Source organism: Pseudofrankia sp. EUN1h (assembly GCF_001854645.1).
Taxonomy (GTDB): Bacteria; Actinomycetota; Actinomycetes; order Frankiales; family Frankiaceae; genus Pseudofrankia; species Pseudofrankia saprophytica.
In genome coordinates this window covers 20686-47066 of record NZ_MBLN01000102.1, presented here as the reverse complement: position 1 = coordinate 47066, position 26381 = coordinate 20686, and the positions used below count along the sequence as shown (strand labels likewise).

General features: G+C 67.2%; 19 protein-coding genes and 3 pseudogenes. 10 read left to right on the top strand and 12 right to left on the bottom strand.

All coding sequences use genetic code 11. The features are described 5' to 3' along the window. Nucleotides 1-149: 149 nt before the first annotated feature. From BCD49_RS37550 to BCD49_RS37530, 5 genes are all read right to left on the bottom strand, one after another. Nucleotides 150-743 carry a carboxymuconolactone decarboxylase family protein gene (locus tag BCD49_RS37550; RefSeq protein WP_007510751.1) on the bottom strand — a complete coding sequence of 198 codons (594 nt, stop codon included), beginning with the start codon at nt 741-743 and terminating at the stop codon, nt 150-152. Nucleotides 744-1091: 348 nt separating this feature from the next. Continuing rightward, complete coding sequence (locus BCD49_RS37545; RefSeq protein ID WP_007510752.1) at nt 1092-1730, bottom strand: TetR/AcrR family transcriptional regulator; 639 nt, start codon at nt 1728-1730, stop codon at nt 1092-1094. Nucleotides 1731-1887: 157 nt separating this feature from the next. Continuing rightward, entirely contained in the window at nt 1888-2631 is a 744-nt protein-coding gene (locus BCD49_RS37540) for an SDR family NAD(P)-dependent oxidoreductase (protein ID WP_007510755.1), read from the bottom strand. 65 nt (nt 2632-2696) lie between these two features. Further along, nucleotides 2697-3971, bottom strand: coding sequence for a cytochrome P450 (locus tag BCD49_RS37535; RefSeq protein WP_071042463.1), 1275 nt, complete (start codon nt 3969-3971; stop codon nt 2697-2699). 70 nt (nt 3972-4041) lie between these two features. Further along, complete coding sequence (locus tag BCD49_RS37530) at nt 4042-4455, bottom strand: hypothetical protein (RefSeq protein WP_071042462.1); 414 nt, start codon at nt 4453-4455, stop codon at nt 4042-4044. Nucleotides 4456-5009: 554 nt separating this feature from the next. On the opposite strand from BCD49_RS37530, the gene BCD49_RS37525 reads away from it, so the two are divergent. Then, nucleotides 5010-5939, top strand: coding sequence for a TIGR03564 family F420-dependent LLM class oxidoreductase (locus BCD49_RS37525; protein ID WP_007510759.1), 930 nt, complete (start codon nt 5010-5012; stop codon nt 5937-5939). A 93-nt stretch (nt 5940-6032) separates the two neighbouring features. On the opposite strand, the gene BCD49_RS37520 is transcribed toward BCD49_RS37525, so the two are convergent. Both BCD49_RS37520 and BCD49_RS41595 read right to left on the bottom strand, forming a co-directional pair. Beyond that, entirely contained in the window at nt 6033-6704 is a 672-nt protein-coding gene (locus BCD49_RS37520; protein ID WP_007510760.1) for a TetR/AcrR family transcriptional regulator, read from the bottom strand. Between the two features lie 230 nt (nt 6705-6934). Then, nucleotides 6935-7341, bottom strand: a pseudogene (locus BCD49_RS41595) (CoA transferase); the annotation flags it as partial. A gap of 168 nt (nt 7342-7509) precedes the next feature. Here BCD49_RS41595 and BCD49_RS37515 point away from each other — a divergent pair. From BCD49_RS37515 to BCD49_RS37485, 7 genes are all read left to right on the top strand, one after another. Beyond that, nucleotides 7510-8700 (top strand): cytochrome P450, encoded by a 1191-nt coding sequence (locus BCD49_RS37515; RefSeq protein ID WP_007510762.1) that lies wholly within the window; start codon nt 7510-7512, stop codon nt 8698-8700. A gap of 160 nt (nt 8701-8860) precedes the next feature. Beyond that, complete coding sequence (locus BCD49_RS37510) at nt 8861-10045, top strand: cytochrome P450 (protein WP_007510763.1); 1185 nt, start codon at nt 8861-8863, stop codon at nt 10043-10045. Nucleotides 10046-10170: 125 nt separating this feature from the next. Beyond that, a complete protein-coding gene (locus BCD49_RS37505) occupies nt 10171-10914 on the top strand; it encodes an SDR family NAD(P)-dependent oxidoreductase (RefSeq protein ID WP_007510764.1) in 744 nt (247 codons plus the stop codon). Then, on the top strand, nt 10911-11681 hold the full coding sequence (locus BCD49_RS37500; protein WP_007510765.1) for an SDR family NAD(P)-dependent oxidoreductase: 771 nt from the start codon (nt 10911-10913) through the stop codon (nt 11679-11681). Before BCD49_RS37505 ends, BCD49_RS37500 begins: the two co-directional genes overlap by 4 nt. Before the next feature lie 223 nt (nt 11682-11904). Next, nucleotides 11905-12462 carry a nuclear transport factor 2 family protein gene (locus BCD49_RS37495; RefSeq protein WP_007510766.1) on the top strand — a complete coding sequence of 186 codons (558 nt, stop codon included), beginning with the start codon at nt 11905-11907 and terminating at the stop codon, nt 12460-12462. Nucleotides 12463-12661: 199 nt separating this feature from the next. Next, complete coding sequence (locus tag BCD49_RS37490; protein ID WP_027140896.1) at nt 12662-12865, top strand: hypothetical protein; 204 nt, start codon at nt 12662-12664, stop codon at nt 12863-12865. A gap of 467 nt (nt 12866-13332) precedes the next feature. After that, on the top strand, nt 13333-14562 hold the full coding sequence (locus BCD49_RS37485; RefSeq protein ID WP_007510767.1) for a cytochrome P450: 1230 nt from the start codon (nt 13333-13335) through the stop codon (nt 14560-14562). Between the two features lie 500 nt (nt 14563-15062). Here BCD49_RS37485 and BCD49_RS46245 read toward each other — a convergent pair. The 3 genes and pseudogenes from BCD49_RS46245 to BCD49_RS37470 form a co-directional block, all read right to left on the bottom strand. Further along, a pseudogene (locus BCD49_RS46245) lies at nt 15063-15215 on the bottom strand (IS630 family transposase); the annotation flags it as partial. 159 nt (nt 15216-15374) lie between these two features. Beyond that, nucleotides 15375-16715 carry an ABC transporter substrate-binding protein gene (locus BCD49_RS37475; RefSeq protein ID WP_083401936.1) on the bottom strand — a complete coding sequence of 447 codons (1341 nt, stop codon included), beginning with the start codon at nt 16713-16715 and terminating at the stop codon, nt 15375-15377. Nucleotides 16716-18427: 1712 nt separating this feature from the next. Then, the gene (locus tag BCD49_RS37470; RefSeq protein WP_007510770.1) at nt 18428-20122 is read right to left on the bottom strand and encodes a GGDEF domain-containing protein; all 1695 of its coding nucleotides are present in this window, start codon (nt 20120-20122) and stop codon (nt 18428-18430) included. 92 nt (nt 20123-20214) lie between these two features. Between BCD49_RS37470 and BCD49_RS37465 the strand changes: the two are divergent. After that, nucleotides 20215-20472, top strand: a pseudogene (locus BCD49_RS37465) (ABC transporter ATP-binding protein); the annotation flags it as partial. Nucleotides 20473-21334: 862 nt separating this feature from the next. Here BCD49_RS37465 and BCD49_RS37460 read toward each other — a convergent pair. Continuing rightward, a complete protein-coding gene (locus BCD49_RS37460) occupies nt 21335-22546 on the bottom strand; it encodes an ABC transporter substrate-binding protein (protein ID WP_007510776.1) in 1212 nt (403 codons plus the stop codon). Nucleotides 22547-22636: 90 nt separating this feature from the next. Beyond that, nucleotides 22637-23632: a LacI family DNA-binding transcriptional regulator gene (locus BCD49_RS37455; protein ID WP_007510778.1), complete on the bottom strand. Its 996-nt coding sequence runs from the start codon at nt 23630-23632 to the stop codon at nt 22637-22639. 228 nt (nt 23633-23860) lie between these two features. Between BCD49_RS37455 and BCD49_RS37450 the strand changes: the two genes are divergently transcribed. Further along, entirely contained in the window at nt 23861-26359 is a 2499-nt protein-coding gene (locus tag BCD49_RS37450; protein WP_007510779.1) for a glycoside hydrolase family 2 TIM barrel-domain containing protein, read from the top strand. Nucleotides 26360-26381 lie beyond the last annotated feature (22 nt).

Here is a 26381-nt window from a genome sequence, read left to right as displayed (position 1 = left end):
CGCGTCCCGGCCGCAGTGGCGCCGGCCAGGTAACTTGGATCGTCGGTCCGCGCGAGCGAGCGCCGGGCGGACCGCGCCGCGATGGGTGGCATGCCGGCCGGAGACGCCGTCGCCACCGGCCTGCTTCCGGCGCAGCGCCGACGGGGTTGTCAGTCCTTGGCCGGGCCGATCTGTGCTGCCAGCAGGTCGTCGTCCAGGTCGAACGCGAGCGCCCGCATCAGGAAGGTGGTGGTCTCGAAGGCGCCGACGCTCGCGATGAGGTCCATGAGTTGCTGTGTGTCGAGTACGGCCGCGAGGTCGGCCCATGTTGTCTCGCTGACGGTGGCGTCGGCGATGAGTTCGTCGACGGCGCGCAGCATGGCCGCGTCGAGAGGGTCCCAGTCCTGGGCGTCCGGTCCCAGAGCGATCCGCGCGATCTCGGTCTCGGAAAGCCCGGTGTCGGGGCCGATCAAGGTGTGTTGTGCCCACATGTACCGGCAGTCGCGAAGGGCCGCGACCCGTAGCAGGATCAGCTCTCGCTGCCGCTCGGAGAGCGTGGTCGCCAACAGCGCATGGCCGTTGAAGGTGAAGTACGCCCGCGCGAGGGCTGGGTGGTGGGCGTATGTCCCGAGTGCGTTAAGCCCCTTGGGGCGGCCCTTCCGGTAGAGGGGGCCATGGCGGGGCTCGGGTGGTGTCATCGCGGCGAGGGCTTCCCGCATCTGGGGGGGCCACTGGTTGACTGGGACCGGCTCGACGCGCGCCATTTCTCTTGATCCTTCCATGTTGTCTCGGTCGGCGGGTTGCCGGCCTCGTAGAACTGTTGTCCGCGCTCACCAAGTACCCCGTCCGGCCCGTGCATCGGCTTACGCGGCGACTAGCGGGCCGGTTGTGGGTCTGGAGCAGGAGCGAATGTTGGACGCTGCCTTCAACGCCCTCGGCGCAGCCGGCCCCTACGACGTCAACTGTCCTTCTGACGCCCCGTCCGGCTTATCGCCAGTTTCGGGGTGATGACCGTGAGCGTATGCACCGGGAGCAGCCGCCGAACTGAACCACGAATCCCGCGTCACGGGTGTTTGGCCCGTGATCTGCGTCATAGCCGGTCTGGCGAGCGGCTAATCCGCTTCGACGACCGCCGCCGGGCTAGGGGTTGCCCCCTGGCTTCCGTCCGGGTGCCGAGGTTCGAACTGGTCCAGGTACCACTCGATGAAACTGGCCGTCTCTGCATGGGAGGTGGACATGCCGACCGACTCCTCACTGGCGATCAGCCGAAAGGCGCCCGATATGAGGAACGCGACCACGTCGGGCGGGACGACCTGCTGTGGGCCCCCGTAGCTACTCGACGATTCGGACAGCGCATCGAGCACAAGGGCGCGGATCCGTTCACCCGACTCGGCCATCTCTGCCCGGATCTTCTTGTGGTGGTTGGCGAGCGCCATGAGTTCAGCGGTCAGGGCCGATCCGGTCTTGTCACTGACATACGTCCAGAGGGCTCGCAGGGGTTGACCTGCCCGGAGCAACTCTGTCAGCCATTCCAGGCTCTGCTCGGTGCGGCGCCGGACGATTGCGAGGAAAAGATCGTTAAATGTCGGGAAGTAGTACTGGACCAGCCCGGGAGCGACCCCGGCCCTGGCGGCTACGCCCCGGTAGGTCACCGCCGCGTAGCCCTCGTGGAGCATGATCTGCTCGGTGCGGTCCAACAGCATGGCGCGGGTCTTGGAGGTCTCCGCGCCGACCCGACGTGGTGATGCCATCCGCCACCCTTCGCGATCGTGCCGCGGGAACGGTCACGAGCCGACAACGGCTACGCCCTGGCCCTGTCTCCCGGACCGTCCGCATGCTGGGAGGCAAGGCTATACGCATCAGGCCGGCCAGACCTGTACGAGGCATCAACCATGCCGTCGCCACCAGCTACATGTACGTTCCGCCGTTGACGCCGATCTGCTGGCCGGTGATGTAGCTGCCGTCATCCGAGCACAGGAACGCGCAGGCTGCGGCGATGTCCTCTGGCGTACCGACCCTGCGTAGCGGTGTGGCGGCGCCGACGATGTCGACCCCCGGCAAGGTCCCGGCCGCTTCCGCGGCGCGGGCCATAGGCGTGTCGACCAGCGCGGGAGGGATGGTGTTGACGGTGATGCCGTGCGGCGCGAACTCCTTTGCCAGCGCTTTGGTCAGGCCGATGAGCCCGCTCTTCGACGCGACGTAGTCGGCCTGGTTCGCGGCGCCGGCCTGCCCGGCAACCGAGGAGATCGTCACGATCCGGCCCCAGCCGGCTTCGACCATGTCTGGGATGACGTTCTGYGCGCAGTTGAACGTCCCTGTCATGTTGACGGCCAGCAGGAGGTTCCATCTCTCCAGCGAGATCTCGGTGAAGGGGCACAGCGAGGTGACACCGGCGCTGGTGACCAGAATCTCGATTGGGCCGAAGGCATCCCGGACCGCCTGCATACCGGCGTCGACGCCGTCGCGGTCGCTGACGTCGACCGCCAGACCGAGCGCGCCGAACCCTTGTGCTTGCAGGCTCTTCGCGGTTTGCTGTGCGGCTTCGCCCTGGATGTCGAGCACGGCCACCTTGTCTCCGCGGGCGGCCAGCCGTTGACTGACCGCCAGGCCAATGCCCGACGCACCACCGGTCACGACGGCAACTCTGCTCACCTTGATCTCCTTCCACGGCCACCCGGCGACCTCTGCTCCGACGTCCTCACGTGCGACGAGACCGCTCAGCGCACCGGAGTGAAATCGAGCTGCAGCCCGCGCAGGCCGCGCAGGATGAAGGACGGCTCGTACTCGTACCTGCGGGACACGGCCGGCCCGTGCGCAGCCTCCGAGACCCGGATGTCGGTCATGCGGTCGAGGAAGCGCTCGATGCTCACCCTGCCCTCGGCGCGCGCCAGCGGCCCTCCCGGGCAGGAGTGCGCGCCGCGGCCGAACGCGATGTGCTCCCCTGCGTTGTCCCGATCCAGCCGGAAGGCCTCGGGATCGGTGAACCTACGGGGGTCGCGGTTGGCGGCGCCGGGGTGGATCATCACGGTCGTGCCGGCGGGAATGCGCTGCCCGCCGACGGTCGTCGTGACACGGGTGAGCCTGAAGTCGCTCATGGTCGGGCTCTCGGTCCGCAACGTCTCCTCCAGGAAGTCCGGGATCCGCGCACGGTCCTCCCGCAGCCGCCGCTGGACGTCCGGATTCTCCGCCAGGACCCGCATCGCGGAGGTGATCAACCGGGCCGTCGTGTCCTGGCCGGCCGCGAACAGAAACGTGGCGAGACCAACGACTACCTCGATCTCCGGTATCGAACCGCCCTTGTAGGTGACAGTCGCCAGATCGGTCAACACGTCCACCCGCGGCTTACRCCGCCGCTCCTCGATGTAAGTCGAGAACCGCTCGTGCAGGAACTCCAACGGGTTGTTCGACACCTTCTGCGTGTCCTCGCCGACTCCGGGCGCAGGCTTCTCGGCTCCCAGCCTGGCACCGAACTCCTCGCGATCGTCCTCCGGGACCCCGAGGAGGTCGGCGATCACGAGCAGCGAGAACGGCTTGGCGTAGTCTTTCATCACCTCGAACGTGCCGGCCTCGATGAACTTGTCGATGTAGCTGTCCGCCAGCCGCCACATCGTGGCCTCGTTGTTCTTCAACCGCCTCGGAGTCAGCAGGCTCCGGAGAAGAGCGCGCTGCGCATGGTGGGCAGGCTCGTCCAGGTTCACCAGGAGATCGCTCATCGGCAGCTGATCGCGATATTGCTCGATCAGCTCGCTGATGTCGTCACCCTCGGCCCGCACCGGCAGGCCAGGGAACGGCCCCGACACGGCGTTACAGGACGAGAACGCGGCGCTGTTGGCATAGACCTCGACGGCCTCGTCGTAGCCGGTCACCGCCACGACGTTCGGGTGCTTCACGGCGTGCACCGGGCACTGCGCCCGAAGCTCGTCGAAGTAGGGATACGGATTCGCGACGAGCGCGGAGTCCGTGAAGAAATCCACATCTTCGGCACCGCTCACCGTGCCACTCCTCTCGGAATGTCTTCAGGCTGACCTATGCTGGACCGGCAAGGCCGGGGTCTAGGCGGTGTCAGCGGGGCTGCTGGAGGAATACTTCAAGATTGCAGATCTTGCCTTCCTCGTTGAAAACGAACACAGAAAGCGAGCGGACCACGTCAAGCGTGYCGTCCTGACGCTGATGACGCTCTTCGACCTCGTAGTACACGAGACCGGGTAGCTCGGAGATCCGCAGCAAAGTGGTGTCGAATGCCGAGCTGGTCGCCCACTTGGTCAGGAACTCGGTGTACTCCTGCCAGTTTGATACCTCGAGCCAGGTCCCGACCCGCTCGAACTCGTCCACCGCCACGAACTCCGCGAGCGGGGCCCAGTTTTCAGGAGTGAATCCGGGATCCTTGGCCATCGCTACGACGCTCCGGACCGTGGCGTCGTAGGAAATCACTTTTTCCGCCAGACCGCCCGAACCGCCAGCGTCGATTGTTGCCATCGTCTTTCCCTCCGATACATTTCCATAACGCGCGAGGCCATTCTGCCTGCGCCTCGTCGGGACTCGTGCGACGGTCGGTGGGTGAACACGCCCAGACGACCGTCTACCGCCTCGCCGCACAAATGTCCGGCAAGTCTTCCTACCCGCACAACGGGTCGTTGCGCATCTGTATAGCAGAGGTTTGCGCGTCTGTACAGCAGTCTGCGGCGGGCGTGACGGGAGAGTGTCTCGTGGTGCTGGGATCGGCTGGGGGAGGGCGGCCGCGACGTGCAACGGGTCCGCGGCCGGAGCGTGCCTCGCCTCCATCGGGCACTGGACTTGCGGTTGAGGTCGTCGGGCTCGTCATCGGGCATGTGTTGCTCTCCGCGAGTGGTGGCAGCCCGGCCTGGGCGCCGGCGCGGGCTCGTTGATCAAACCTGCCGGCAGGGCATCGGACGGCGTGCGTCGACCGCCATACGCATGTATAAGAGGGTGACTATGAAGACTGAGAGTCATGTTTTCGATCGGTGGGCGCCGCTGGCGGCTCCCCGCGTGTCCGACCCTGGGAGGCATCCGTGCGTATCGGTCTGACGGGCGGCGCGTCGACGCCCGACAAGATCATCCAGCAGGCCCGGCAGGCAGAGGCTGACGGTTTCCACGCGTTGTGGTACGCCAGCATCGTCACCGGTGACCCGCTGGTCGCGATGGCGTTGGCCGGGCGGGAGACCTCGACGATCGAACTTGGCACCGCCGTCCTCCAGACATACCCATGCCACCCGCTGCTGCAGGCGAACCGGGCCGCCTCCGTCGTCGCGGCGATGGGCCGGCCAGGCTTCACTCTTGGGATCGGCCCGTCCCACGAGTCGCTGGTCCGCGATGTTTACGGCCTGTCGTACGAGCACCCCGGTCGCAATACCGAGGAGTACCTGACGATCCTCGCCGCGCTCTTGCGTGGCGAGGACGTCGACTTCAAGGGGGAGGACTGGTCGACGCGCAGCGAAGGCGGTCGGATGGCCAGGGTCGCGCACCCGGTGACCGTCCTGCTGGCGGCGCTCGGTCCGCGTCTGCTGCGGGTAGCCGGAGAGGTCGCTGACGGCGCCGTGTTGTGGATGGCCCCGCCGCGCGCGATCGAGACCCACGTCGTGCCCCGCATCCATGCGGCAGCGGCCGCCGCCGGGCGCCCGGCGCCGCGGATCGTGGCCGGGCTGCCCGTCGCGGTGCACGACGACGTGACCGAGGCCCGCACGGCCACCGCGGCTACCGCGGCCGCCTACGCGGGGATGCCGAACTACCAGCGCATCCTTGCCATCGGCGGCGCCGACCACCCGGCCGAAGCTGCCATTGTCGGCGCCGAGGACTCGGTCCGGTCGCAGTTGCAGGCCCTCGTCGACGCTGGCGCGACCGACGTCTGGGCCAACATCGTGCCCGTCGGCGAGACAAGAGACGCCCGCGCCGCCTCGGTAGGCCGAACTACCGACCTTCTGCGCGAGCTCCTCGCGACATGAAGCGGCGACGGGCCGTTGGATCCGCGGCCAGGTTCCACCAGGAACCAGATTAGACTTGGTGCGTCAGTCGCCGAGCAGGACGAGCACCTCAGATCAGCGACGAGATCCGTCATCGTCGTCCGAGATGAGGCCTTGGTCGGCCCGCTTCGTCACCGATGCTGGTGTAGACGGGTTGTTCGATGCCGGCCAGGGCTCGACTCTGTCCAGGTACTGCTGGAGAAAGTCGACAGTCTCTACGTGGGAAGTGGACATGCCGACGGCCTTCTCCGTGTGGATCATTCGCGGGCTATTGGTGACGAGGAAAACGAGCGCCTCGGGAGAGATCTGACCCAAGGGTATCGTATAGTCGTTTGTTGATCTGGATAGTGCGGCAAGCACCATCTTCCGCACCTTCTCGCCTACGGCGGCAATCTCTGCTTGGATTGCTTTACGGTGGTTCGCCAGCGCGGTAAGTTCCACTATGAGGGCCGCGGCGGTACTGTTGTTGGCGAAGTTCCAAAGCGCCCGCAGGGGTTGGTCGGTCTCGAGTGCGTCGGCCAGCGCCCCGACGGTCTGCTCGGTGCGGCGCCGGACCAGAGCGAGGAACAGGTCGTCCTGCATCGGGAAGTAGTACTGGACAAGTCCAGGTGTCACCCCGGCCTTGGACGCCACCCCTCGATAGGTGACCGCGGCGTATCCCTCGCTGAGCATCAGCCGTTCGGCGCAGTCCAACAAGTCCGCGCGTTTCTTGGACGTCTCTGCTCCGACTCGACGGGGTGTTGTCATATTGAGCCTTTCAGGACCGTGTTCCACTCGTCGGCACGTCCGGCGTCCGACTGAGGCCATCCGTGATCCCCGACGCTGACATGCTAACGTCCCAGACCAGACGGCCCAGGAGATGGYGCACGATCAGGAGAATGCGCGGTCGTCACGATGCGCCGCGGCAGGCCATAGGGTATGATGTTTGCCTCCACGAGCCGGTGACGTTCTGAGTCGGCCCGTACCAGGGAATGTGACCCGCGTTCGCCCTGACCGGTGCCACGCACGCAGACGATGTCCGGGTTGTGCGGGCGGACATTGTCAGGGTCGATCTTCAGTTTGGCGTGGACGCTCGGCAGCTTGTTGGTCAGGAACACATCTGACTGCGCCGCCAGATTGTGAGGATATCCAGGATCTTGGAGGAGGCGGGGTCGAGGCCCAGGCTGCGCTTGCCTCTGTTCAAGTGCTCGAGCGGCACGGCACATGGACCTCGGAGGAGATGGTCGCCGCGCCCGTGGAGCCGAGTGCGCGCATCGCGTCGCCCCGCTCGACGTGCTCGATCCTGGTGACCTCCACGCCCAGCCGGCAGTAGCGCGGATGCCGACGCGACGACGGTGTGCTCGGTCACCTCCGGGACACGTGCGCCCTGCGTCGCCGCGGTCATTGCTTCTCTCCATTGGTTAGGTACCCATGCTCGGCTGGCGTCGTCAGTGGTCGGTGGAGCCGGGGGCGCGCCGCGCGTCGAGCCGGTCTGGCCTGCGTAACGCTGGACTGTACGAGCGTATGGAGCGATGCTGTACATTCGTGCAAAGATGTCCAGGGAGGCCAGGCAGTGGGCGCAGGCGACCTCTACTACGACCCGTACGACGTCGAGATCGACGCGGATCCGTATCCCGTGTACCGGCGGCTGCGTGACGAGGCGCCGCTGTACTACAACGAGCGTCTCGACTTCTGGGGGCTCAGCCGTTACGACGACGTCGTTGCGGCGCTCAAGGACCTCAGACGTCTGACCTCGACGAAGGGCGACATCCTCGAGGTCGTCAAGGCCGCGCCCGTCATGCCGCCGGGAATCTTCATCAACGAGGATCCGCCGTTGCACACCATCCATCGCGTGCTGGTGTCCCGGATGTTCACGCCGAGAAAGATCAAAGCGCTCGAGGAGAAGGTGCGGGCCTTCTGTGCGGCCTGTCTGGACCCGCTAGTGGGCGAGGGTCGGTTCGACTTCGTGCTCGACCTCGGCGCCGAGCTGCCGATGCGCACCATCGGCATGCTGTTCGGTATCCCCGACTCGGAGCAGCCGTCGCTGCGGTCGACTGCCCAGCGCGCCCTGCGCAACCGGCCGGGTGAACCGCTGCCGGTCACCAGGGAGAAGTACTTCGACGGAGGGAACTACACCGAATATGTGACGTGGCGGGCCGAGAACCCCTCGGACGACATCATTACCGAGTTGCTCACCCTGGAGTTCGCCGACCTGTCGGGGGAGGTCCGGCGGCTGACCCGGCAGGAGGTCCAGATCTTCGTCGGGGTGATCGCCGGTGCCGGCGTCGAGACCACCGGCCGGCTGTTCGGCTGGATGGGCAAGGTGCTGGCCGAGCATCCTGACCAGCGCCGCGAGCTGGTCGCGGATCCGACGCTCATCCCGCGTGCGATCGAGGAGTTGTTGCGCTTCGAGCCGCCTGGCCCACACGTGGCGCGCTATGTCAGCGAGGACGTCGAGTACCACGGGCAGATGGTTCCGGCTGGCAGTGCGTTGCTGCTCATGCTGTCGTCGGCCAACCACGACGAGCGCCAGTTCCCCGACCCGGAGCGGTTCGACATCCACCGCGACCTGCGCCAGCTCGTGACGTTCGGTCACGGCGCGCACTTCTGCCTGGGTGCCGGCCTCGCGCGCCTCGAGGGGCGCATCGCCCTCGAGGAGGTCCTCAAGCGCTTCCCAACGTGGGAGGTGGACCTGGCCGGCGCCCGCCGCGCGCCCACCTCGACGGTCCGGGGATGGGATTCCATGCCCGCCGCCATCGGCTGAGACGGCCAGCGACCAATGTCCACTCCGCTGTCCACTCCGCCTGAACTTCTCGGCGCGCCTCCGGCCGGCATTGTCACGGCCGAGTCCCGGACCGGCCGGTCCGTGCCCGATTTCGACAAGTCGGCCGCCGAGTGGGCGTTACTTTAAGGAGGCGGAGACCATGGAGGATCTCTACTGGGATCCGTTCGACAAGGTGATCGACGTCGACCCGTATCCGGTGTGGCGCCGTATGCGCGACTACGCGCCGGTGTACCGCAACGACAGGTTCGACTTCTTCGCGTTGTCCCGGCATACGGATGTCGACGCGGCGCACCTCGACCCGGTGACGTTCAGCTCGGCGCACGGCACGGTGCTGGAGCTGATGGGGCCTGAGCCGATGAACGTCGGGCAGATGATTTTCATGGACCCACCGACACACACGACGATGCGGGTGCTGGTCTCGAGGGCCTTCACGCCGCGGCGGGTCGGGGGGATGGAGGGTACGGTCCGCCGGATCGCCGCCGGGCTGCTCGACGACCGGGTCGGCTCCGGCGGTTTCGACTACGTCCAAGACTTCGCGGCCCAGCTGCCGTCGATGGTGATCTCCGAGCTGATCGGCGTCGACCCGGCCGACCGCGAGGAGATCCGGCGCACGATCGACGAGGCGCTCTACATTGACGGCGAGAAGGGGATGATCAACGATATCTCCTTCGCCGCCCAGATCAAACTGCACACGTACTTCTCCGAGCAGCTCGAGGCGCGGCGCCGCAACCCACGAGACGACATGATGACCGCCCTCACCCAGGCCGAGGTACGGGGCGAGAACGGCACTCGTCGGCTCTCCACCTCAGAGGCCGCCGACTTCACCAGCCTGCTGGTGAGCGCCGGCACGGAGACGGTGGCCCGCCTACTCGGCTGGGCGGCCGCGCTGCTGGCCGAACATTCCGAGGCGCGCGCTGAGATCGTCGCCAATCCGTTGCTGATCAGGAAGGCGCTCGAGGAGACGCTGCGCTACGAGGCGCCATCCCCCGTCCAGGGACGGATGACCACGCGGAACGTCGAGCTGCACGGCACCACCATCCCGGCCGGCTCGAAGGTCCTGCTGCTCACCGCGTCCGCCGGACGAGACGAGCGCAAGTATCCCGACCCAGACCGCTACGACATCCACCGTGAATTCGACAGCCATGTGTCGTTCGGTCACGGGATCCACTTCTGCCTCGGCGCGGGCTTGGCCCGCCTCGAGAGCCGAGTGGCGATCGAGGAAACCCTGCGCCGCTTCCCGACCTGGGACGTCGACGACGCGAACGCCGTCCGCCTGCACACCAGCACGGTCCGCGGCTACGCAAAGCTGCCCATCACCTTCTGACGGGGAAGGCACCGTCCTGAGCTCGGCTGAGCGAACGAGTCCACGTGATGGCGATCGCGTGGCGGTCACTGGTCTTTGTGTCCATGCCGGTCGGCGTTGGGCCGACGGAGAAAGGAGCGACTCGTATGACACGGGTAGCTGTCGTGACGGGTGGCGCGTCGGGATTGGGTCTGGCGATCTGCCAACACCTGGCCGACGCAGGCCGGCAGGTGGCGGTTCTCGACCTGAACGGGGCTGCCGCTAAGGACGCCGCGGAAGGCCTGCGCGCCGCCGGAGCGACGGCGATGGCGGTCGAGGTCGACGTCTCGGACCGCGCGTCGGTCGACGCGGCTTTCGACCGGGTGCGGGCCGAGCTCGGGCCCGTGCAGATCGTCGTGACCAGCGCGGCGATCTCTGGGTTCACTCCGTTTGAGGAAATCACCGTCGACCTGTGGAACCGCTACCTGGCGGTGAACCTGACCGGCACGTTCCACTGCGTCCAGGCCGCGATCGAGGACATGGCCGCGGCCGGCTGGGGCCGCGTCGTGACGATCTCGTCCGCGGCGGGGCAGACCGGCACGGCCCGCCAGGGCCACTACTCGGCGACGAAGGGCGGCGTGATCGCTCTCACCAAGGCCGTCGCGCTCGAGTACGCGGCCCGGGGCATCACCGCCAACACCATCCCGCCGTTCGCGGTGGACACCCCGTCGCTACGCGGCCARCAGAGCAGCCGGAATCTTCCGAAGACCGAGCACATCGCCCGGATGATCCCCGCCGGCAGGATAGGCACGCCCGACGACATCGCCGCGACCTGCGCCTTCCTGTGCTCGGACGCGGCGGGCTACATCACCGGCCAGGTCATCGCCGCAAACGGAGGAGCCATTCTGTGAGTGACAGGTTCTCGCTCGAGGGTCGCGTCGCGGTCGTCACCGGGGGCGGGACTGGGATCGGTCGGGGTTCGGCGTTGGCGTTGGCCGAGTACGGCGCCGATGTGGTGCTCTCGGCGCGACGCTCGGAGCCGCTGGAGTCCACCGCCAAGGAGATCGAGGCCTTGGGCCGCCGCGCCCTTGCCCTGCCGGCTGATGTCACCAAGCCCGAGGAGTGTCAGCGGATCGTCGACACCACCCTGGCGGAGTTCGGCCGGCTCGACGTCCTCGTCAACTGCGCCGGCGGCGCCGAGACCAAGTCGATCAGAAAGTGGACCGAGAATGAGTGGCACCAGGTGGTAGCGCTCAACCTCGGCTCCGTCTGGTTCCTGTCCCGCGCGGCCTCCGTGCCGATGCTCGCGCAGGGCAGGGGCGCGATCGTCAACATCTCCTCGGGTGCCAGCTTGCTCGGCATGCCGCAGGCCGCGCCCTACGGCGCGATGAAGGCCGGCGTGAACAACCTGACTGCGTCAATGGCTGCGGCCTGGACCCGCAAGGGCATCCGGGTGAACTGTGTCGCCGTCGGCGCGGTCCGCGCCGCCACCCTGACCGACGACGCCGCCCGATACGGCCTCGACCCGGAAGCGATCGGCCTGATGAACGGCTCCGGCCGCCTGGGAGAGCCCGAGGAGATCGGCAACGTCGTCCTGTTCTTCGCCTCTGACGCCGCCAGTTTCTGTTCCGGCCAGACCCTCTACGTCCACGGCGGCCCTGGCCCCGCCGGCATCTGACGGGGACTTCCAATCACCGCCCGCGAACACCACGTACGCCTCAACCGGATCCGGTGAGCCAATGGCTCACCGGGCCGCCGGATGACCACCTCAGGTGATGACCATGACTCAGCAACGTTCCGATCTGCCACTCGGGAACGAAGACGACCATGGCTAGCAGCCGGTACGGACTGGGAGATCGATTGGGCCACCCAGACCACGAACCCAGACAACAGGGAGCAGCATGAGCACTGAAAGCGAGCTCGAGGAACTACGCCGCGAGATCCGCTACGTGAAGGACCGGATCGAGATCCTCGACTGCATCAACAAGCAAGCCCGCGGCCACGACCGGCACGACGCCGACCTGATGACGAGCGTCTACGCCTCGGACGGGATCGACGAGCACGGCCCAGACGTGAACCCCGGCCCCGACTACGGTGCCTGGGCCAACACGCGGCACTCGATGGTGTTCGCCGACCACCTGCACAACATCACGACACACACCTGCGAGATCGACGGCGACGAGGCACACGCCGAGAGCTACGTCATCGGTGCGATGGTCGGGAAGGACGGCAAGACCCTCGCTTTCATGGGTGGTCGCTACCTGGACCGGCTGGAGCGCCGCGACGGCGCCTGGAAGATCACCTTGCGGCGCTGCACGGTCGAATGGGCCTTCACCGCTGACGCGTCGTTCCTGAATTCCGGCGCCTTCAAGGGATTCCTGAAAGGGACCTGGGACACCAGCGACCTTTCCTATGCGCGCCCGTTGAATCTGGACACAGAGCCCACGGCCCGCTGGTGACGCCCGAACGGGCGCGGCCTCGCCGACACCTCCGCCGCGGAGCCGGGGGAGCGGGAGGAGCCGGGGGAGCCGGAAGACAGGTTCGCCGCCCGGCCCGCGGCGGAGGAGCCACTGGGTCCCCGCGCGGCGGACGGTCCGCCGAGACAATCCCCTGCGGGGCGAGGGATCCTCGATCATCGTTACCGGCTCGATCGCTGGAATGATCAAGGGGGCGGCGGATGCGCCCGGCGCGCCGGGCGGGCTCGGCTGCTCGTCGGCGAAGCAGCTGGCCGCCAGGTACGTCGAGCTACTCGCCCTGCAGCTCGCCCCGCACTCCTTCCGACTGGGCGCGATCCACCCGACAAACGGCAACCCGCGCTGCTGCAGAACGACAATGTCTACCGAGCGTTTCGGCCGGACCTGACGCCGGACCTGACGCCGGACCTGACGCCGGACACTCGCGTCGGTACAGAGATCGCCGGCGCATCGGGCAATGATCTTTCTTCTTGCGCGCCCTACGCATCATGCGGTCATGACCGTCTGGCCTGCCTGGCTCTGATATTCGGCGGTGGATTACTATCCACCGGCTGTCGCTGGTCATGAATGGTGAGAGGATGTTCACGTTTCATGGGTGGGGCGATGATCGGCAGTATTGTTTCGGCGTGAAGGCTGGCAAGGGGGTGTGAGGTCTATACCAAGTCGGCTGATCGCGTCCAGCGCATCCCCGACCTGGTGGTGGGGTTGCCTGTGTCCAGGCGTGTCCCGGGACCTCGTCGCTACGTCGCCTCGCTTCCGGCTCGCGCTGTTCCTTGACCCGGCCCGCCTCCGTGTCTCGAGACGCCTTTCCTGGCACGGACGGAGCTCGATCGCGAAAGGATTCCACTCCTTCTCATGTCAGTTACTGAGACCGTGACCCAGGACCAGGACCTGCCGTTCTTTCCTTTCCCGGACACGTTCAGCCCCCTGCCATCGGGCACTCTGGCCGAGATCGCCAGGCGGGCACCCGCCATCCGCGTCCGTTTCGGGCCCGGCCAGCTCCCCGTCTGGCTCATCGTGCGGCACGCCCCCGCCCGGGCGATGCTCGGCGACCACCGCTTCTCCCGAACCAGGACGCTGGACTTCCGCCCCCCGCTGACGGGAGCGCAGATCCCCGATCGCACCTCGTTGCTGTGGCTCGACCCGCCGGACCACACCCGGATTCGCCGCTTGGTGTCCACCGGATTCGCCCATCGCCGCATCGAACACCTGCGGCCCTGGATCGCCGAGACCGCCCGCCGACACGTGGCGACCATGCTTGCCGGCCCCGCACCGGCCGACTTCCGCAAACACGTGGCCGCCGCGGTCCCGGTCGAAGTGATCTGCCACCTCCTCGGCGTCCCGGAGATCGACCAGGACAAGGTGCGCACCTGGGCCGAGACGCTGTTCCGCTTCTCCGTCGACCGGGAGGCCGCCGCCGCCGGCCAGAAGGCTCTGCATGCCTACATGGACACCCTGGTCCGTGAGCGCCAGGCGCAGCTCGCCGCCGGCGAAACCGCGACGAAGCTGTTCGACGTCCTGATCACTACCCACGACAGCGATGACGGCCGCCTCAGCGAGGACGAACTGCGCTCGCTGGCGCTCACCCTGCTCATCGGCGGCTTCGAGACCACCGCGGGCGTCCTTACCAACGCCGTGGGCACGCTGCTCGCGGAGCGGTCACACTGGGCGTCCCTCGTCGCCGACCCGGAACTGATGCCGACTGCCGTCGAAGAGCTCTTGCGCTACCACCCGCTGTCGATGACTTTCCCGCGGGTCGCCACCGAAGACGTCGACCTCGGCGACTTCGTCGTCCGGACAGGCGAGGTCGCGATCGCCCCGTTCGCCGCCACCAACCGCGACCCGGCTCTCTACGACGACCCTGACCGCCTCGACCTCACCCGACCGCCGGTCGCGAACCTGGCCTTCGGCCACGGTCCCCACCACTGCATCGGCGCACACCTGGCCCGGGTGGAACTCGCGGAAGTGCTGCGCGCGTTGATCGACCTCATGCCGACCCTACGACTGGCCGTGCCGCTCGCGGACCTGCGCTACGAACTTGCAGCTCCGATCGGCCGACCGGAGAAACTTCCCGTGGTGTGGTAGCTGTCGGGCGCGGCGCCACCGGCCAGAGTCGGCCGGCGGCGCCGTCGACCAGCGGCCATGCCTCGCGATAGCGCAGAGCGAGCGGCCGGCCCCGAATCGGCCGATGATCCCCTCATCAAATTTCAGGACGGGCCGTTCGTGTTCACCCTGAAGGATGCAGGTAGACGGGTTCGCTGGTCAGGCAGCATGTTGATATTCGTGGAGCAGGCCGCAGAAGCGGTCGATGCGTCTGATCGTGCCGCTCGGATCAGCGGGCCGTGGCACCGGGTCGGCGGCGTCGAGGTAAGTACCGTGGTGGGGTCGGGCGGTGTTGTAGTGCTCGACGTAGGTAGATAGCCTGGACGGGGTCTTGATGACTCGGATGCTCTCGGCGGTGAAGACGTCGTCGAAGCCACGGGCGAACTTGGTATCCCAGTCTCTGATCAGGAACCTGTACGGCCCGCCGTTGCGCTCGCCGAGCTGGTAGGCGAGGACCAGCTGCCCGGCGACTACGCCACGGCCTCGGTCAACGCCGCGATCTCGGCCGCGGCCGGCCCGCGCAGCGACGGCAGCACCACCGCCCGCACCGCCACCCACCACCGACCCCGCAGATCATCCCGCAGCTTCTCCAGGTCGCAGGTGGAGCGGTTGGCGAACACACCGGGCGGGCGCATCCTGGTCAGGACCTCGCCGGGGACGGACGGGCGGTGCAACCTCGATCCACCCCAGGCGAGGCCGGTGTCAACCACCTCCCTCCGGCGACCTCGCTCGATTTGGCGCAGAACCTCCCGGATACGCGCTTAGCTCCGAGCCAGGTCCATCCCTGCGGCCCGTCAGCCCGCGATCGGCGTGTTGCCGAGGACCTTGTACGCGGCCGGCTGGCCCTTGCTGTCCAGGGTCGTTGTCAGGCCGCCGAGGACGCAGACGGCCGGCTCCGCCGGGATGGCCTTGCCGCTGCAGCGGTATTTGATCCCGCCGGCGCCAGGCAGGTCCGCCTCCTTCATCGCCCTGATCGTCGAGGCGATGGTGGCTGGGGTGATGTCACCCGAGATGTTCTCCACGGCCTTCTGAAAACCGGCGGTGATCATGAACATGATCATGCCGTCCTGAGAGCTGAGGTCGATGTCCTTGCCGTATGTATTGGCGACCTGCGTGTAGAGACGCATCGACGGGCCGTCCGCGCCGATCGGCGCGCTGGCAGCGACGACCATGCCCTTGAGCGTGCCGCCAGGAACCGACTTGCGAGTGGCGTCGGTGATGCACTGGGAGATGGCGCTGATGGTGCCGGTGAAGCCGACGGCCCTGAGGCCGTTCATGGCGCTGATGCAGAACGAGTCGTTGCCGAGGATGAAGACCTGGTCGGAGCCGTTGCCGGCGATCTGCTGCATTTGGGGTGTCATGTCGGCGGTGCCCGGCGCGATCCGGAGGAGCTCGTAGCCGATGCCGGCCTTCTGGAACAGGGGTGGCGCGACCTCTTGGACGGCGTGGAGTGCGGCGGGGACGTCGATGACGATCGCGGTGACCTTCTTGTTGCCCTTGTCCTTGGCGACCTGGATCGGCAGGTCGATGACGCCGAAGGTCGGGTTGCCCAGCGAGAAGGTCGTCGGGCTGGCGAGCAGCTCGGGATGATCCGAGYCGTAGAGCATGACGGGGACGTGCGCGTCGTTCAATGGCTTCCAGGCGCTCTCGATGACAGCCGACGTGCCGATGAGGGCGGCGACGACGCCGTCCTCGACCAGCTGATTGCCGCAGTCAGTGGCCTTGGACGGGTCACCCAGGGTCTCGCAGATCGTCAACTCGATGGGGTGGCCGCCGAGGCCGGACTTGTGCTCGTTGAGCCATTTGGTAGTGGCTTCGGCCACCCTGTTGTCGTTTCGATGGTCAGCGATCGGACTGGCTCCGTCGGTGATCACGCCGATCTTGATCGGGGCGCCGGTGGCCTTGGCGATCGGGCCGAGTAGGTCCCCGGGACTCGCGGGGCCGTTGGCCGCGGGGGTGGAGCCGCTTTGGTCGTCGGAGCCGCCACAGGCCGAGACGAAGGCAAGACTCGCGGCCAAGAGGGCGATGCCAGCGAGTTGTAACCCGGTCGGGCGGGTGTGCGGCTGCAGGGCTCTAGCGGACCGTAGCGACGGTGTAGATGACCGCTGGGCGGCCTGTTTCGGGATGTGTGACACGTTTCCTGCCTTGTCGTCCGATGTTGGAGATTACGAAGGATTGCCGAACCGTTCGCGAAGAGTGGTCAGCGGTTTGGCTGAGAAAAAACAATTTCAAGATTCGGTGCGGGCTTTAAGGTTGCCCGTCACGATGCGGCCCAAGGTACTGCCGGCTCCAGCGACGACAACGACTCGGGCGCATCGGACATGCCGCGCACGTCATTCGGAAGCGATCACCCAGCCAAGCGACGACGTCTGCACGAGCCGAGAGGACCGCCTAAAAGCGTGCCGCGGCAGCGCCGGGGTGCCGTGGTTGTCGGTGAAGACGTATCGAACTGCGGGGGTACCCTGGTCTCAGGCCAAGAGGGCCGCCGGCTCGGGGCCGAGACTATTCGAGCTGCCAGGTCCCGTGTACTACGAGATCCTGGATCGACATCAGCGTGAGGACGGCACGCTCGACGCGGTCCGCTCGCTTTCCGACTTCGTCTTGAACGAGGAAGGCCAGATCTGCAACCTTGGAGTGTTCCGCCAGCAAGCCTCTGACGGACGGTGTCCCTGCCGGGCACGTCGATCCAGCATGGGTCAGCCTTGAAGACGTTCCGAGAGGAGTACCTCAAGCCAGGTTCCGATCCGCTCGACCTGGTCCATGGCCACGAACTCCACGAGCGGGCCGGCCCGACGGAGTGAAACTGACATCCTTGGCCGCCGCCACCACCAGGCTCCGTGCCCCAACGTCATAGGAATTACTTTTCCGCCGGACCTCTTCCGCTCGTTCCGCCAGCGTCGATCGTTGTCATAGCCTTCTCCTCTGACGCGTTTCCCGTACCACGCTGGCGCTCATTTTCTCTCTGCACGCCGACACCGATCCCCGCGACGATCGGCAGGTGGGCGCGCAAAGACAACCAGGCTCACCGCATAGACGTATAGCAGGCCTTTTCTCGCATGCACAGCAGGGCGTTGCGCATCTGTATAGCAGAATTTTGCTCGCTTGTACAGCAGGACGTGACGGGCGTGGCGGGAGGGTGTCGCGTGGCACCGGGACGGGCGGACCGAGGGCGGAGCCTGGGCTCCAGCCGGTGGGGGCGGTCATCACGAGCATGACGGCATTGGCGACCTGCTCGGCACCGAGTTCCTGGCCGCCATCGGTCAAGGTCTCCTACGACCGCAGACGCGTCGGAGGGCAAACGGCGCGACCAGGCCGTTCTTGTCCTCGCGCGCCGCCGGTCAACGTCCTGTGGGCGACGCTCCGCGACGGGCGCGCCTACAAGGAACGACCATCCGTCGGCTCTCTCGCGGCTTGACAAACGGATTGAGAAGCACGGATCGACGACAAGCGATCTTGTCTGCCGGCGGCAGCCTGCGTGGGTGTACGTCGATCCGTGGCGGCCGACCTGCACCCGCAGGACCGCGACCCGGTGGCGGTAGGCACCTCAGCGGTCGGTGCACGGTGAGTACTGGCGGACGTCGTCGGTCGGCGGTATCAGGTCCACATGGGCACCGCCGACCAACCTGGCGGCCGGTCACGCCGAGGGTGCTCCAGCACCGGCGACGCGAGGCCGTCGAATTCGACGGTCCTCGCTGCGACACGAACTGTCGTGGCCACCCGGTGCCGCGTCGGCCCATGACGCGACGGGCGCGGCAGCGGATCACTGCGACCGGCCGAAGACTGGCGGTCGCAGGGGCTCGTCGCGCATCGTCGAGGCAGCGAGACCAGACCCGCCGTGCCTGGCTGATCAGCTTTGTGGTGTGCTGGTCCGCGCGCCTGGCGAACCGGGTGCTCCGTCCCGACCGAAGCGAGTGGGCAGGTCGGGGTGGTAGACCACGAGCCGGACTGGTTGTCGTTTGGCGGCGTACATCGCCAGGTCGGCTTGGTGGAGCAGGATGTCGGGGGTGGTTGGCCGGCTGACGGCGTCGAGGGTGACCAATCCGAGGCTGGCACGCGGGGCGTAGTCTCGACCGGCCAACTGACAGGGTGCCTGTATCGCGGTCGTGAGCCGCTCGGCGATGCGGTGYGGGTCGTCGGAGCCGGCGCCGTCGAGGATGACGGCGAACTCATCGCCGCCGAGGCGGGCGACGGTGTCAGCGGCGCGAGTTTCGGCGCGTAGCCGCCGTGCGGTGATCTTGAGGAGTTCGTCGCCCGCGGCGTGCCCGAACGCGTCGTTCACTTGTTTGAAGTGATCAAGATCGACGAACAGGACGGACATTGCGACCGTCTGGTCAGCGGGCGTGTTGCACCTAGAGGCGGGGTTGGCGGCAGACGTGACTGCGTGCTGCAGCCGTCGGGTGAACAGCGCCCGGTTCGCCAGGCCTGTCAGCGGGTCGTGGAACGCCTGGTGATGCAGCTCGTGCTCGCGTTCGCGGATCTCGGCGAGCAGTCGGGTGTTCTCAGCCAAAGTGATCATCTGCCGGATCAGGACCAGCACCAGCAGGCTCACCGTGCCATACATCTCGAACCGATCGACGCGAGCGCCGGTCACCAGCGAGCAGAGGACCAACAGACCCGTCAGGCCGAACACGGCGTATGGCAGGACGGCGTGCGCCCACATCGTCCGCGGACGAGGCGGTGCCAGGTCGTCCGCCTGCGCCTGGAGGGGGACCGGCGCCAACGCGGCGAGGAATATCAGAAGCAGGGCCGCGGCGAACAGGACCAGGCTCCATGGCGGGAGCTCGTAGGCGCCGTAGGCGACACGGTAAACGAGGATGTTCTGCGTGAGCCCCAGGGTCAGCAGGCCCGCGGCGAGCAGGGCGAGCGTCATGGCGGAACGCGGCCGGCGGAAGCTCGCGATCAGCAGGACCGCCGCTGCCAGGATCATCATCGCAACGTCGTGCACCAAGGCAAGGAGGAACAGCGCCAGGTCGTGTGCACCCGATCGCACGACCGGGCCCAGCACCGTGACCCACTCCAGCAGGACGACGGAACCGACGATCAGGACACAGTCCAGCATGGTGATCGCGTGCCAGCGTCCCGGGCTGTGCCGCCGCCTCGCGCTCTCGTCGGCGAGCGGGTCGGTCGGCAGGCACAGGAGCCCCGTCAAAGCCAGTGCATAGAAGACAAGAAGTACCAGGGTCGACGATGTCTCACCAGCCAGCGGTCGACCCGTCAGCAGTATCGTCGCAGCCAGAAGGCCTCCGGCCGTCATACCGCCCGCCATCACACCAATCAGCACCCGCCATCGCCGGTCGCCGGAGCCGGCGTGACGAGCGGTCCACAGGCAGGCCGTTGCGGCGGCGATCTCGGCGGCGACGCAGGTGAAGACGGTGGCGATCTGGCCGGCACGGTAGTCCAATAGCACCGCGAATGCGACATCCAGCCCGATGAGCAGCGCGCAGGCGACCATGGCAGCAGGGAATAAGGGCGGTGCGTGGCCGGCACCGAACGGGCGCCGGATGCCTGACCCCACCGCTCCGACGCCACGGAATCCAGCCATCGCTTCCCCCAACGAGTTCATCGTAACCAGCGGAACCCGGTCGCGACAGTCCGGCTGCTGCGCTCTGTCTCGATCGCCGGTACCACGCTCCGATCGCGGGGGCCTTCCTCTCCCAACCCGCGATCCTCGTGCTCGACGAGGCGACCAGTTCCGTCGACACCCGTACCGAGGCCCTCATAGAGCAGGCGACCGCTGCACTGCTCGAAGGGCGCACCGCGTTCGTCATAGCGCGCCGGCTTTCCAAGATCCGAGACGCCGACGCCATCGTCGTCATGGAGGACGGCGCCGTCGTCGAGCAGGGCACCCACGACCAGCTCATCGACGAGGGTGGCGCCTACGCACGCCTGTAGGCCGCCCAATTCACTGACACCCTTCCGTCGGCGACAGCAAYGGGACCAGTTGACGTACCTCAAATGACTTCCGGGCCGCATCTGACTTGTGCGCGCTAGTGATGGGTGATAGCTTCTCTTTGGCGTTGGCGCGCGCAATTCATAGGGTTCGCGCTTGGAGATGGTGTGCGCCCGCCCATCGACTTCTGCCTGTGGCGATCAGGCTGAACTGCTGCCTCCTGGCGGCAGGGATTCTGCCGCCGGTCAGGGCACTCGGTTGATTCGTGTATCCGCCAGGACGGCCGCCTGCACCGCCTGAAAGCCGAAGTGCGCTTGGCCGTGTTGCGGACGACTGGCATGTAGTTCGGCTTCCCGATGCATGAGCTGCCGTCCGCGCCTGGCGTGGAGGAATAGGCCCCGACCACGCCAGGCGTGGCGGCTCGAGCAGGAGCATCGTCTACGGCCGGCTCACCGCCGTCCGGTATCGCTGCCAGGCTGATCCACGGCGAGGGAGGGCTCGTTGACCGTCGAGTCGTCTGCGGATGTGTGCGGTCACAGCACCACGACCACTAGACGGCAGCCGCGACCCTTGCTCCGGCGGATGTCGACCGTGATGCCACGCTCATCGGTAAGGTCGTCATGGCGGCCTATCGCCGAGACGGTTTCGGACCCGCCGAATCGGTCGAGGCGACCGTCAAGCCCGTCTGGGCCTTCTGCCTTATCGGGGTCGGTGCCCGCAGTGGAACGACCTCCGCTGACCCCTGGTGCTGAAGGCCGGTCTGATGGTGCCAGCGCTCGATTCGGCGGTGGCAGGCGGCGAGGATCTCGAAGGGCTGCCGCGTCCCGATTTCTCGGGACGCGGCAGCGCCCATCCGGGCGACGCTCAGCCGGTGCTGCCGTCGGCGCAGACGCGGTCACGGACGGCCTGGAACGAGGCACCGTCGGGCGAGACCTGGACGAAGGCATGGCAGGACAGTGGTTTGCCCGTGTAGTCGCTGAGGTCGACGGGTGCGACGAGGCTGTCCGCGTCGTAGGCGGTAACGCTTCGCAGGGCGCTGATGAAGCCCTCACGGGTGGGGCAGGGGCCAGCGAGGTCGAGTCCGCGTAGGAGCAGATCGGTGTTGATGTAGGTGAACATCGCGAACTGCTGGTCGGTGCCGCCGGACTCCGGGGCGTAGCGGGCCATGGCGCTCTGGTAACGCTGCATTGCTGGGCCGCCTGCTTCGAACGGGCGGAAGAAGATCGGTATCGACACACCGGCGAGTGCCGGACCGTCGGATGCCAGAATGCTGCGGTCGTAGCCGGTGAGCACGACACTGACGGCCAGTTGCGCGCCCGCGGCTCGCGTCGCCTGTACGACCTGCCCGAAGTCGTGTGGCGCGACGATCCCCAGCAGGGCGTCGGCGCCGAATGTCATGATCTTTCTGGCTACCTGGTCGGGACTGCCGATGCCGGTGTAAGGAAACGTCTCGAAGGTGCTGACGCCCGCCGCCCGTAGGCCCTCCAAATACGCGGTCGTGGCGTCGGAGCTTGCCGCCGAGTCGCTCCCGGTGATGACCGCGACCCTGGTGCCATGAGCAGCCCGGATGTACTGGCCGACAACGGCCGGTGATGCGGCGTAGATGAAAGAGAACATGTTCTTGCGCCCGGCCCAGGCAGGTTCGATGGAGATGCCGGTGACGGGCACTCCCAGGCTCGTGAGGTGGTTGAGGGAATCACCGAGGGTGGCACTGGCGGTCACGAGCCCGAAGACCTGCTGGCGTTGGACAAGGTCGTCGACCGCGACCGTGGCGACGGACGGGGTCCCTCCATCGTCTCGCCACTGGTAAGCGATCCGTCGGCCGTGGACGCCGCCCTGCTCATTGGCGAGGCCGATTCTGGCGTCAATACCGGCACGGGCCGTGGAGAGCGGGGAACTCGACCCTCCCGACGCGGGATAGACGAATCCCAGTGTCACCTGGTTCGGTGTGACTCCGGGCGAGTCGCAGGGCGTGTTCGCGCCGCCTCCACTGCTCGGCGTGGCGCAGTCGGTGGCCGCGGCAGCCATGACCGCGATCGCTGCCCCTAAGACTAATCGTCGCCTACATAAATGCATGTCGGTCCTCGCGTATTTCGGTCGCGAATGAAGATCAGTTGATTTAGTGAATCCCCGTGGATCCGCAGGCGTGGCCTTGCGGGTTCCGTTTTAGGTGGTTTTGCGGTGTATGAGGGTGGCGCGGTGGGAGGGGGTTGGGTTCTGTCGGGGTCGGCCTTCTAGTTTGTGGAGGGCGAAGTCGGTGAAGTCGCGCCCGAGGGTGGGGGTGTCGAACCGTATGGTCGTCAGTGGGGGGACTAGTAGGGCGGCCAGTGGGCTGTCGTCGTGTCCGATGACGGCGATGTCCTCGGGTATCCGTAGCCCCGCGGTGACGGCGGCGCCCACGACGGCCGCGGCGACGAGGTCGTTGAAGGCGATGACGGCCGTGATGCCCGTGTCGCGCCACCGGCGGATCGCGTTGTCGGCGGACCCGTCCCGGTGGTCGATCTGGACGAGGTCGGGTGCGGGCAGGTTGTGCGAGCGGGCGCGTTCGCCTGCGGCGCGGTGGCGCGCCAGGACCAGCGAGTATGGGGGTGGTTCCTTGAACGTGGCGTATACCAGCCGGCTGTGGCCTCGGTCGATCAGGTGGTCGACCTGGAGTTCCGGTCCGGCGCTGACCGCAGTCGAGATGTTGGCCGGGTCGTCGCTGTCGGGGTCTGGGAACAGTCTGGTGATCCCGCAGCTGCGCATCGAGGCGACGTCCTCGGGGTCGAACGGGACCAGGCCGATCACGAGGTCGGGGTTGAGTGACTCCCACAGCGGTCGGCTGCGGGTGCCGGGATGGCGGGTGTAGGTGACGAGTGAGTAGCCGGACTCGTCCAGGGCGAGGGATGCCTCGTCCAGGAAGTGTCTGAACCTGAACTCCTGAGGCCAGTCGGGCAGGACGAGCAGGATGATCCTGCTTCGGCCGCTGACCAGGGCGCGCGCGGCGCTGTTCGGCCGGTAGCCGAGCCGGGTCGCGGCGTCGAGCACGCGTAGGCGGGTGGTCTGCGGGATCGTCTGTCCTGGGGTGGCGTTCAGGACGTATCCCACGGTGGCCCGCGAGACCCCGGCCTCGCGAGCGACGTCCACGGCTGTGACACGGCGTCCGATGCTTGCCTCTGGCATGGCCGCCTGTCTCCTGTCTCTCGTCCCGCTGGCGTGGCCGCTGTCCGACTTGCACGTGCAAGTCCATCGATGTTAGCTTGCGTCCCGCGCCACTTGCTCGTGCAAGTGGCCTGGGGCACCCGGGCCGTGGCGGATCCAGGAGCACGCCATCGGCGGCTTCCGAGACGGCTTCGCCGGCGCGGGCGGGGTGTCACCGCCGAATTCCACGTGCAATCAGAGGGGCGTCGGTTGATTCGCACATCGTTCAACGACGGCTGGTTCTTCCGGCCGAAGGCCGAGGCGTTCCTGACGATCCTGGGGCAGGCCGACACCGGCTGGGAGCCGGTCCGACTGCCGCACGACGCGATGGTGCACGGCGAACGCGACAGCACCGACACGACGGCGGCGCAGCGCGGCTACTTCCCGGCCGGGGCCTACGAGTACAAGAAGACGTTCTTCGTGCCCGACGAGTACCGGCACCGCCGGGTCACCTTCGAGTTCGAAGGGGTCTACCGAAACGCCCGGGTGTACCTGAACGGTGACCTGGCGGGGCGGTGCGCTAATGGGTACTCGAACTTCCAGATGCGTGCCGATCATCTGCTGCGGTACGGCCAGGACAACGAGATCCTGGTCGACGCGCGTAGCCAGGACGACACGCGCTGGTACTCCGGTGGTGGCATCTACCGCAACGTGAAGATCCTTCTCGGTGGCCTGGTGTATGTGGCCCCGGACGGCGTGCGCGTCACGACTCCGGTCGTAGACGACGAGTTCGCCGTCGTCACGGTGTCGACCGAGGTGCGCAACGAGGCCGCGGTCACCCGAACCGTCGATGTCGTCACGGAGATCGTGGACGTGGACGGCGCGGTCGTCGGCAAGGACGTCGCTCCGGCGACTCTCTTCCCCGGCACCACCGAGACCGTGCGCCAGCGGCTGACCGTCGCGGAGCCAGGCCTGTGGAGCGTCGATGATCCTTTCCTCTACACCTGCCGGACCAGCGTGCGCGCCGGCGACGAGCTGCTCGACGAGGACCTGACGCGGTTCGGCATCCGCACCCTCGGCGTCGACCCACACCGTGGCTTCCGGCTCAACGGGCGAACGGTGAAGCTGCGCGGCGCGTGCATCCACCATGACAACGGCGTCATCGGCGCGGCCACGATCGACCGGGCGGAGGAACGCCGGGTCGAGATCCTGAAACAGGCCGGCTTCAACGCGATCCGCAGCGGGCACAACCCGATCAGCAAGGCGCTGCTCGACGCCTGCGACCGGCTGGGCATGCTCGTGGTGGACGAGCTCTTCGACACGTGGACAAGGTCGAAGTCCGGCGAGGACTACGCCCTCGACTTCACCACGTGGTGGGAGTCGGACGTGCGTGCGATGGTGGACAAGGACTTCAACCATCCCAGCGTCGTCCTCTACTCGATCGGCAACGAGATTCCCGAGACGGGCAGCGCCGCCGGTGCGGCGCTGGGGCGGCGGATCGCCGAGAAGGTGCGCGCGCTGGATGGCACGCGGCTGGTCACGAACGCCGTCAACGGGCTGCTGGCCGGCGGTCCGGAGTTGTTCGCCGCGTTCGCCGGTGGATCCGAGCCGCAAAGCGCTGAGAATGTCGACGTCAACACGTTCATGACCCAGTTCCGGGAGTTCATGCCGGTCCTGATGACCTCCGACGTCATCACGTCGAAGACGGCGGAAGCCATGTCCTACCTCGACGTGGCCGGCTACAACTACCTGGAATCGCGGTACGCGATGGATCGCGCGCTGTTCCCGAACCGGGTCATTCTCGGGACCGAGACGTTTCCCTCCGACATCGACACGAACTGGCGGCTCGTCCAGGACAACAGCCACGTCATYGGCGACTTCACCTGGACCGGCTGGGACTATCTCGGCGAGCCGGGGCTCGGCCGGATCGAGTACCAGGGCGAGGGAACCACGACCGCCAGCGTGACCGATCACCAGGCGGCCTATCCCTGGCTCGCGGCGTGGTGCGGGGACCTCGACATCACCGGGCATCGCCGTCCCGCCTCCTACTACCGTGAGATCGTCTTCGGCCTGCGCTCCGAGCCGTACCTGGCCGTGCACCGGCCGGCACGGCACGGCCAGCCGGTCAGGGTGGCGACCTGGTGGTCGTGGACCGACTCGATCTCCAGCTGGACCTGGGACGGCCACGAGGGCCGACCGATCCACGTCGACGTCTACTCGGCCGCGGACGAGGTCGAGCTCCTGGTCAACGGCCGCTCGCTGGGAATCGCCTCCGCGGGGGAGAAGAACCGGTTCAGAGCCGAGTTCGAGACCGTCTACGAGCCGGGCGAGATCCTCGCCGTCGCCTACACCGACGGCGAGGAAATCGGACGCACGGTTCTGCGCTCGGCGTCCGGCGAGGTCCGTCTCCGGGTCGAGGCCGACCGTGCGGAGATCGGCGCCGATGACGGCGACCTCGCCTTCATCTCGATCACCCTCGTCGACCAGGCCGGCAACTTCTACAACACCGCCGACCGCCCGGTGTCCGTCGAGCTGACCGGACCCGGGGAGCTCCAGGGATTCGGCAGCGCCGACCCGAAGCCGACGGAGAACTTCTTCGACACCACCCGGACCACCTTCGACGGGCGGGCCCTCGCGGTCATTCGCCCGACGGCCCCGGGAACGGTGTCCGTCACCCTCACCGCGCGGGAATGCACGCCCTCGACTGTCCGCATCGAGGCCCGACCACGCGACGCCGCGGACCCGTTCCCGGCGAGACAGCGGCCGTGACGGAACGTTTCTCCCACCGTCG

Excerpts from the sequence above, each read along its gene's own strand:
- BCD49_RS37550 (WP_007510751.1), bottom strand. The coding sequence starts at position 743 with ATGGCGCGCGTCGAGCCGGTCCCAGTCAACCAGTGGCCCCCCCAGATG.
- BCD49_RS37545 (WP_007510752.1), bottom strand. The coding sequence starts at position 1,730 with ATGGCATCACCACGTCGGGTCGGCGCGGAGACCTCCAAGACCCGCGCC.
- BCD49_RS37520 (WP_007510760.1), bottom strand. The coding sequence starts at position 6,704 with ATGACAACACCCCGTCGAGTCGGAGCAGAGACGTCCAAGAAACGCGCG.
- BCD49_RS37510 (WP_007510763.1), top strand. The coding sequence starts at position 8,861 with ATGGAGGATCTCTACTGGGATCCGTTCGACAAGGTGATCGACGTCGAC.
- BCD49_RS37495 (WP_007510766.1), top strand. The coding sequence starts at position 11,905 with ATGAGCACTGAAAGCGAGCTCGAGGAACTACGCCGCGAGATCCGCTAC.
- BCD49_RS37490 (WP_027140896.1), top strand. The coding sequence starts at position 12,662 with ATGATCAAGGGGGCGGCGGATGCGCCCGGCGCGCCGGGCGGGCTCGGC.
- BCD49_RS37485 (WP_007510767.1), top strand. The coding sequence starts at position 13,333 with ATGTCAGTTACTGAGACCGTGACCCAGGACCAGGACCTGCCGTTCTTT.
- BCD49_RS37460 (WP_007510776.1), bottom strand. The coding sequence starts at position 22,546 with ATGCATTTATGTAGGCGACGATTAGTCTTAGGGGCAGCGATCGCGGTC.
- BCD49_RS37455 (WP_007510778.1), bottom strand. The coding sequence starts at position 23,632 with ATGCCAGAGGCAAGCATCGGACGCCGTGTCACAGCCGTGGACGTCGCT.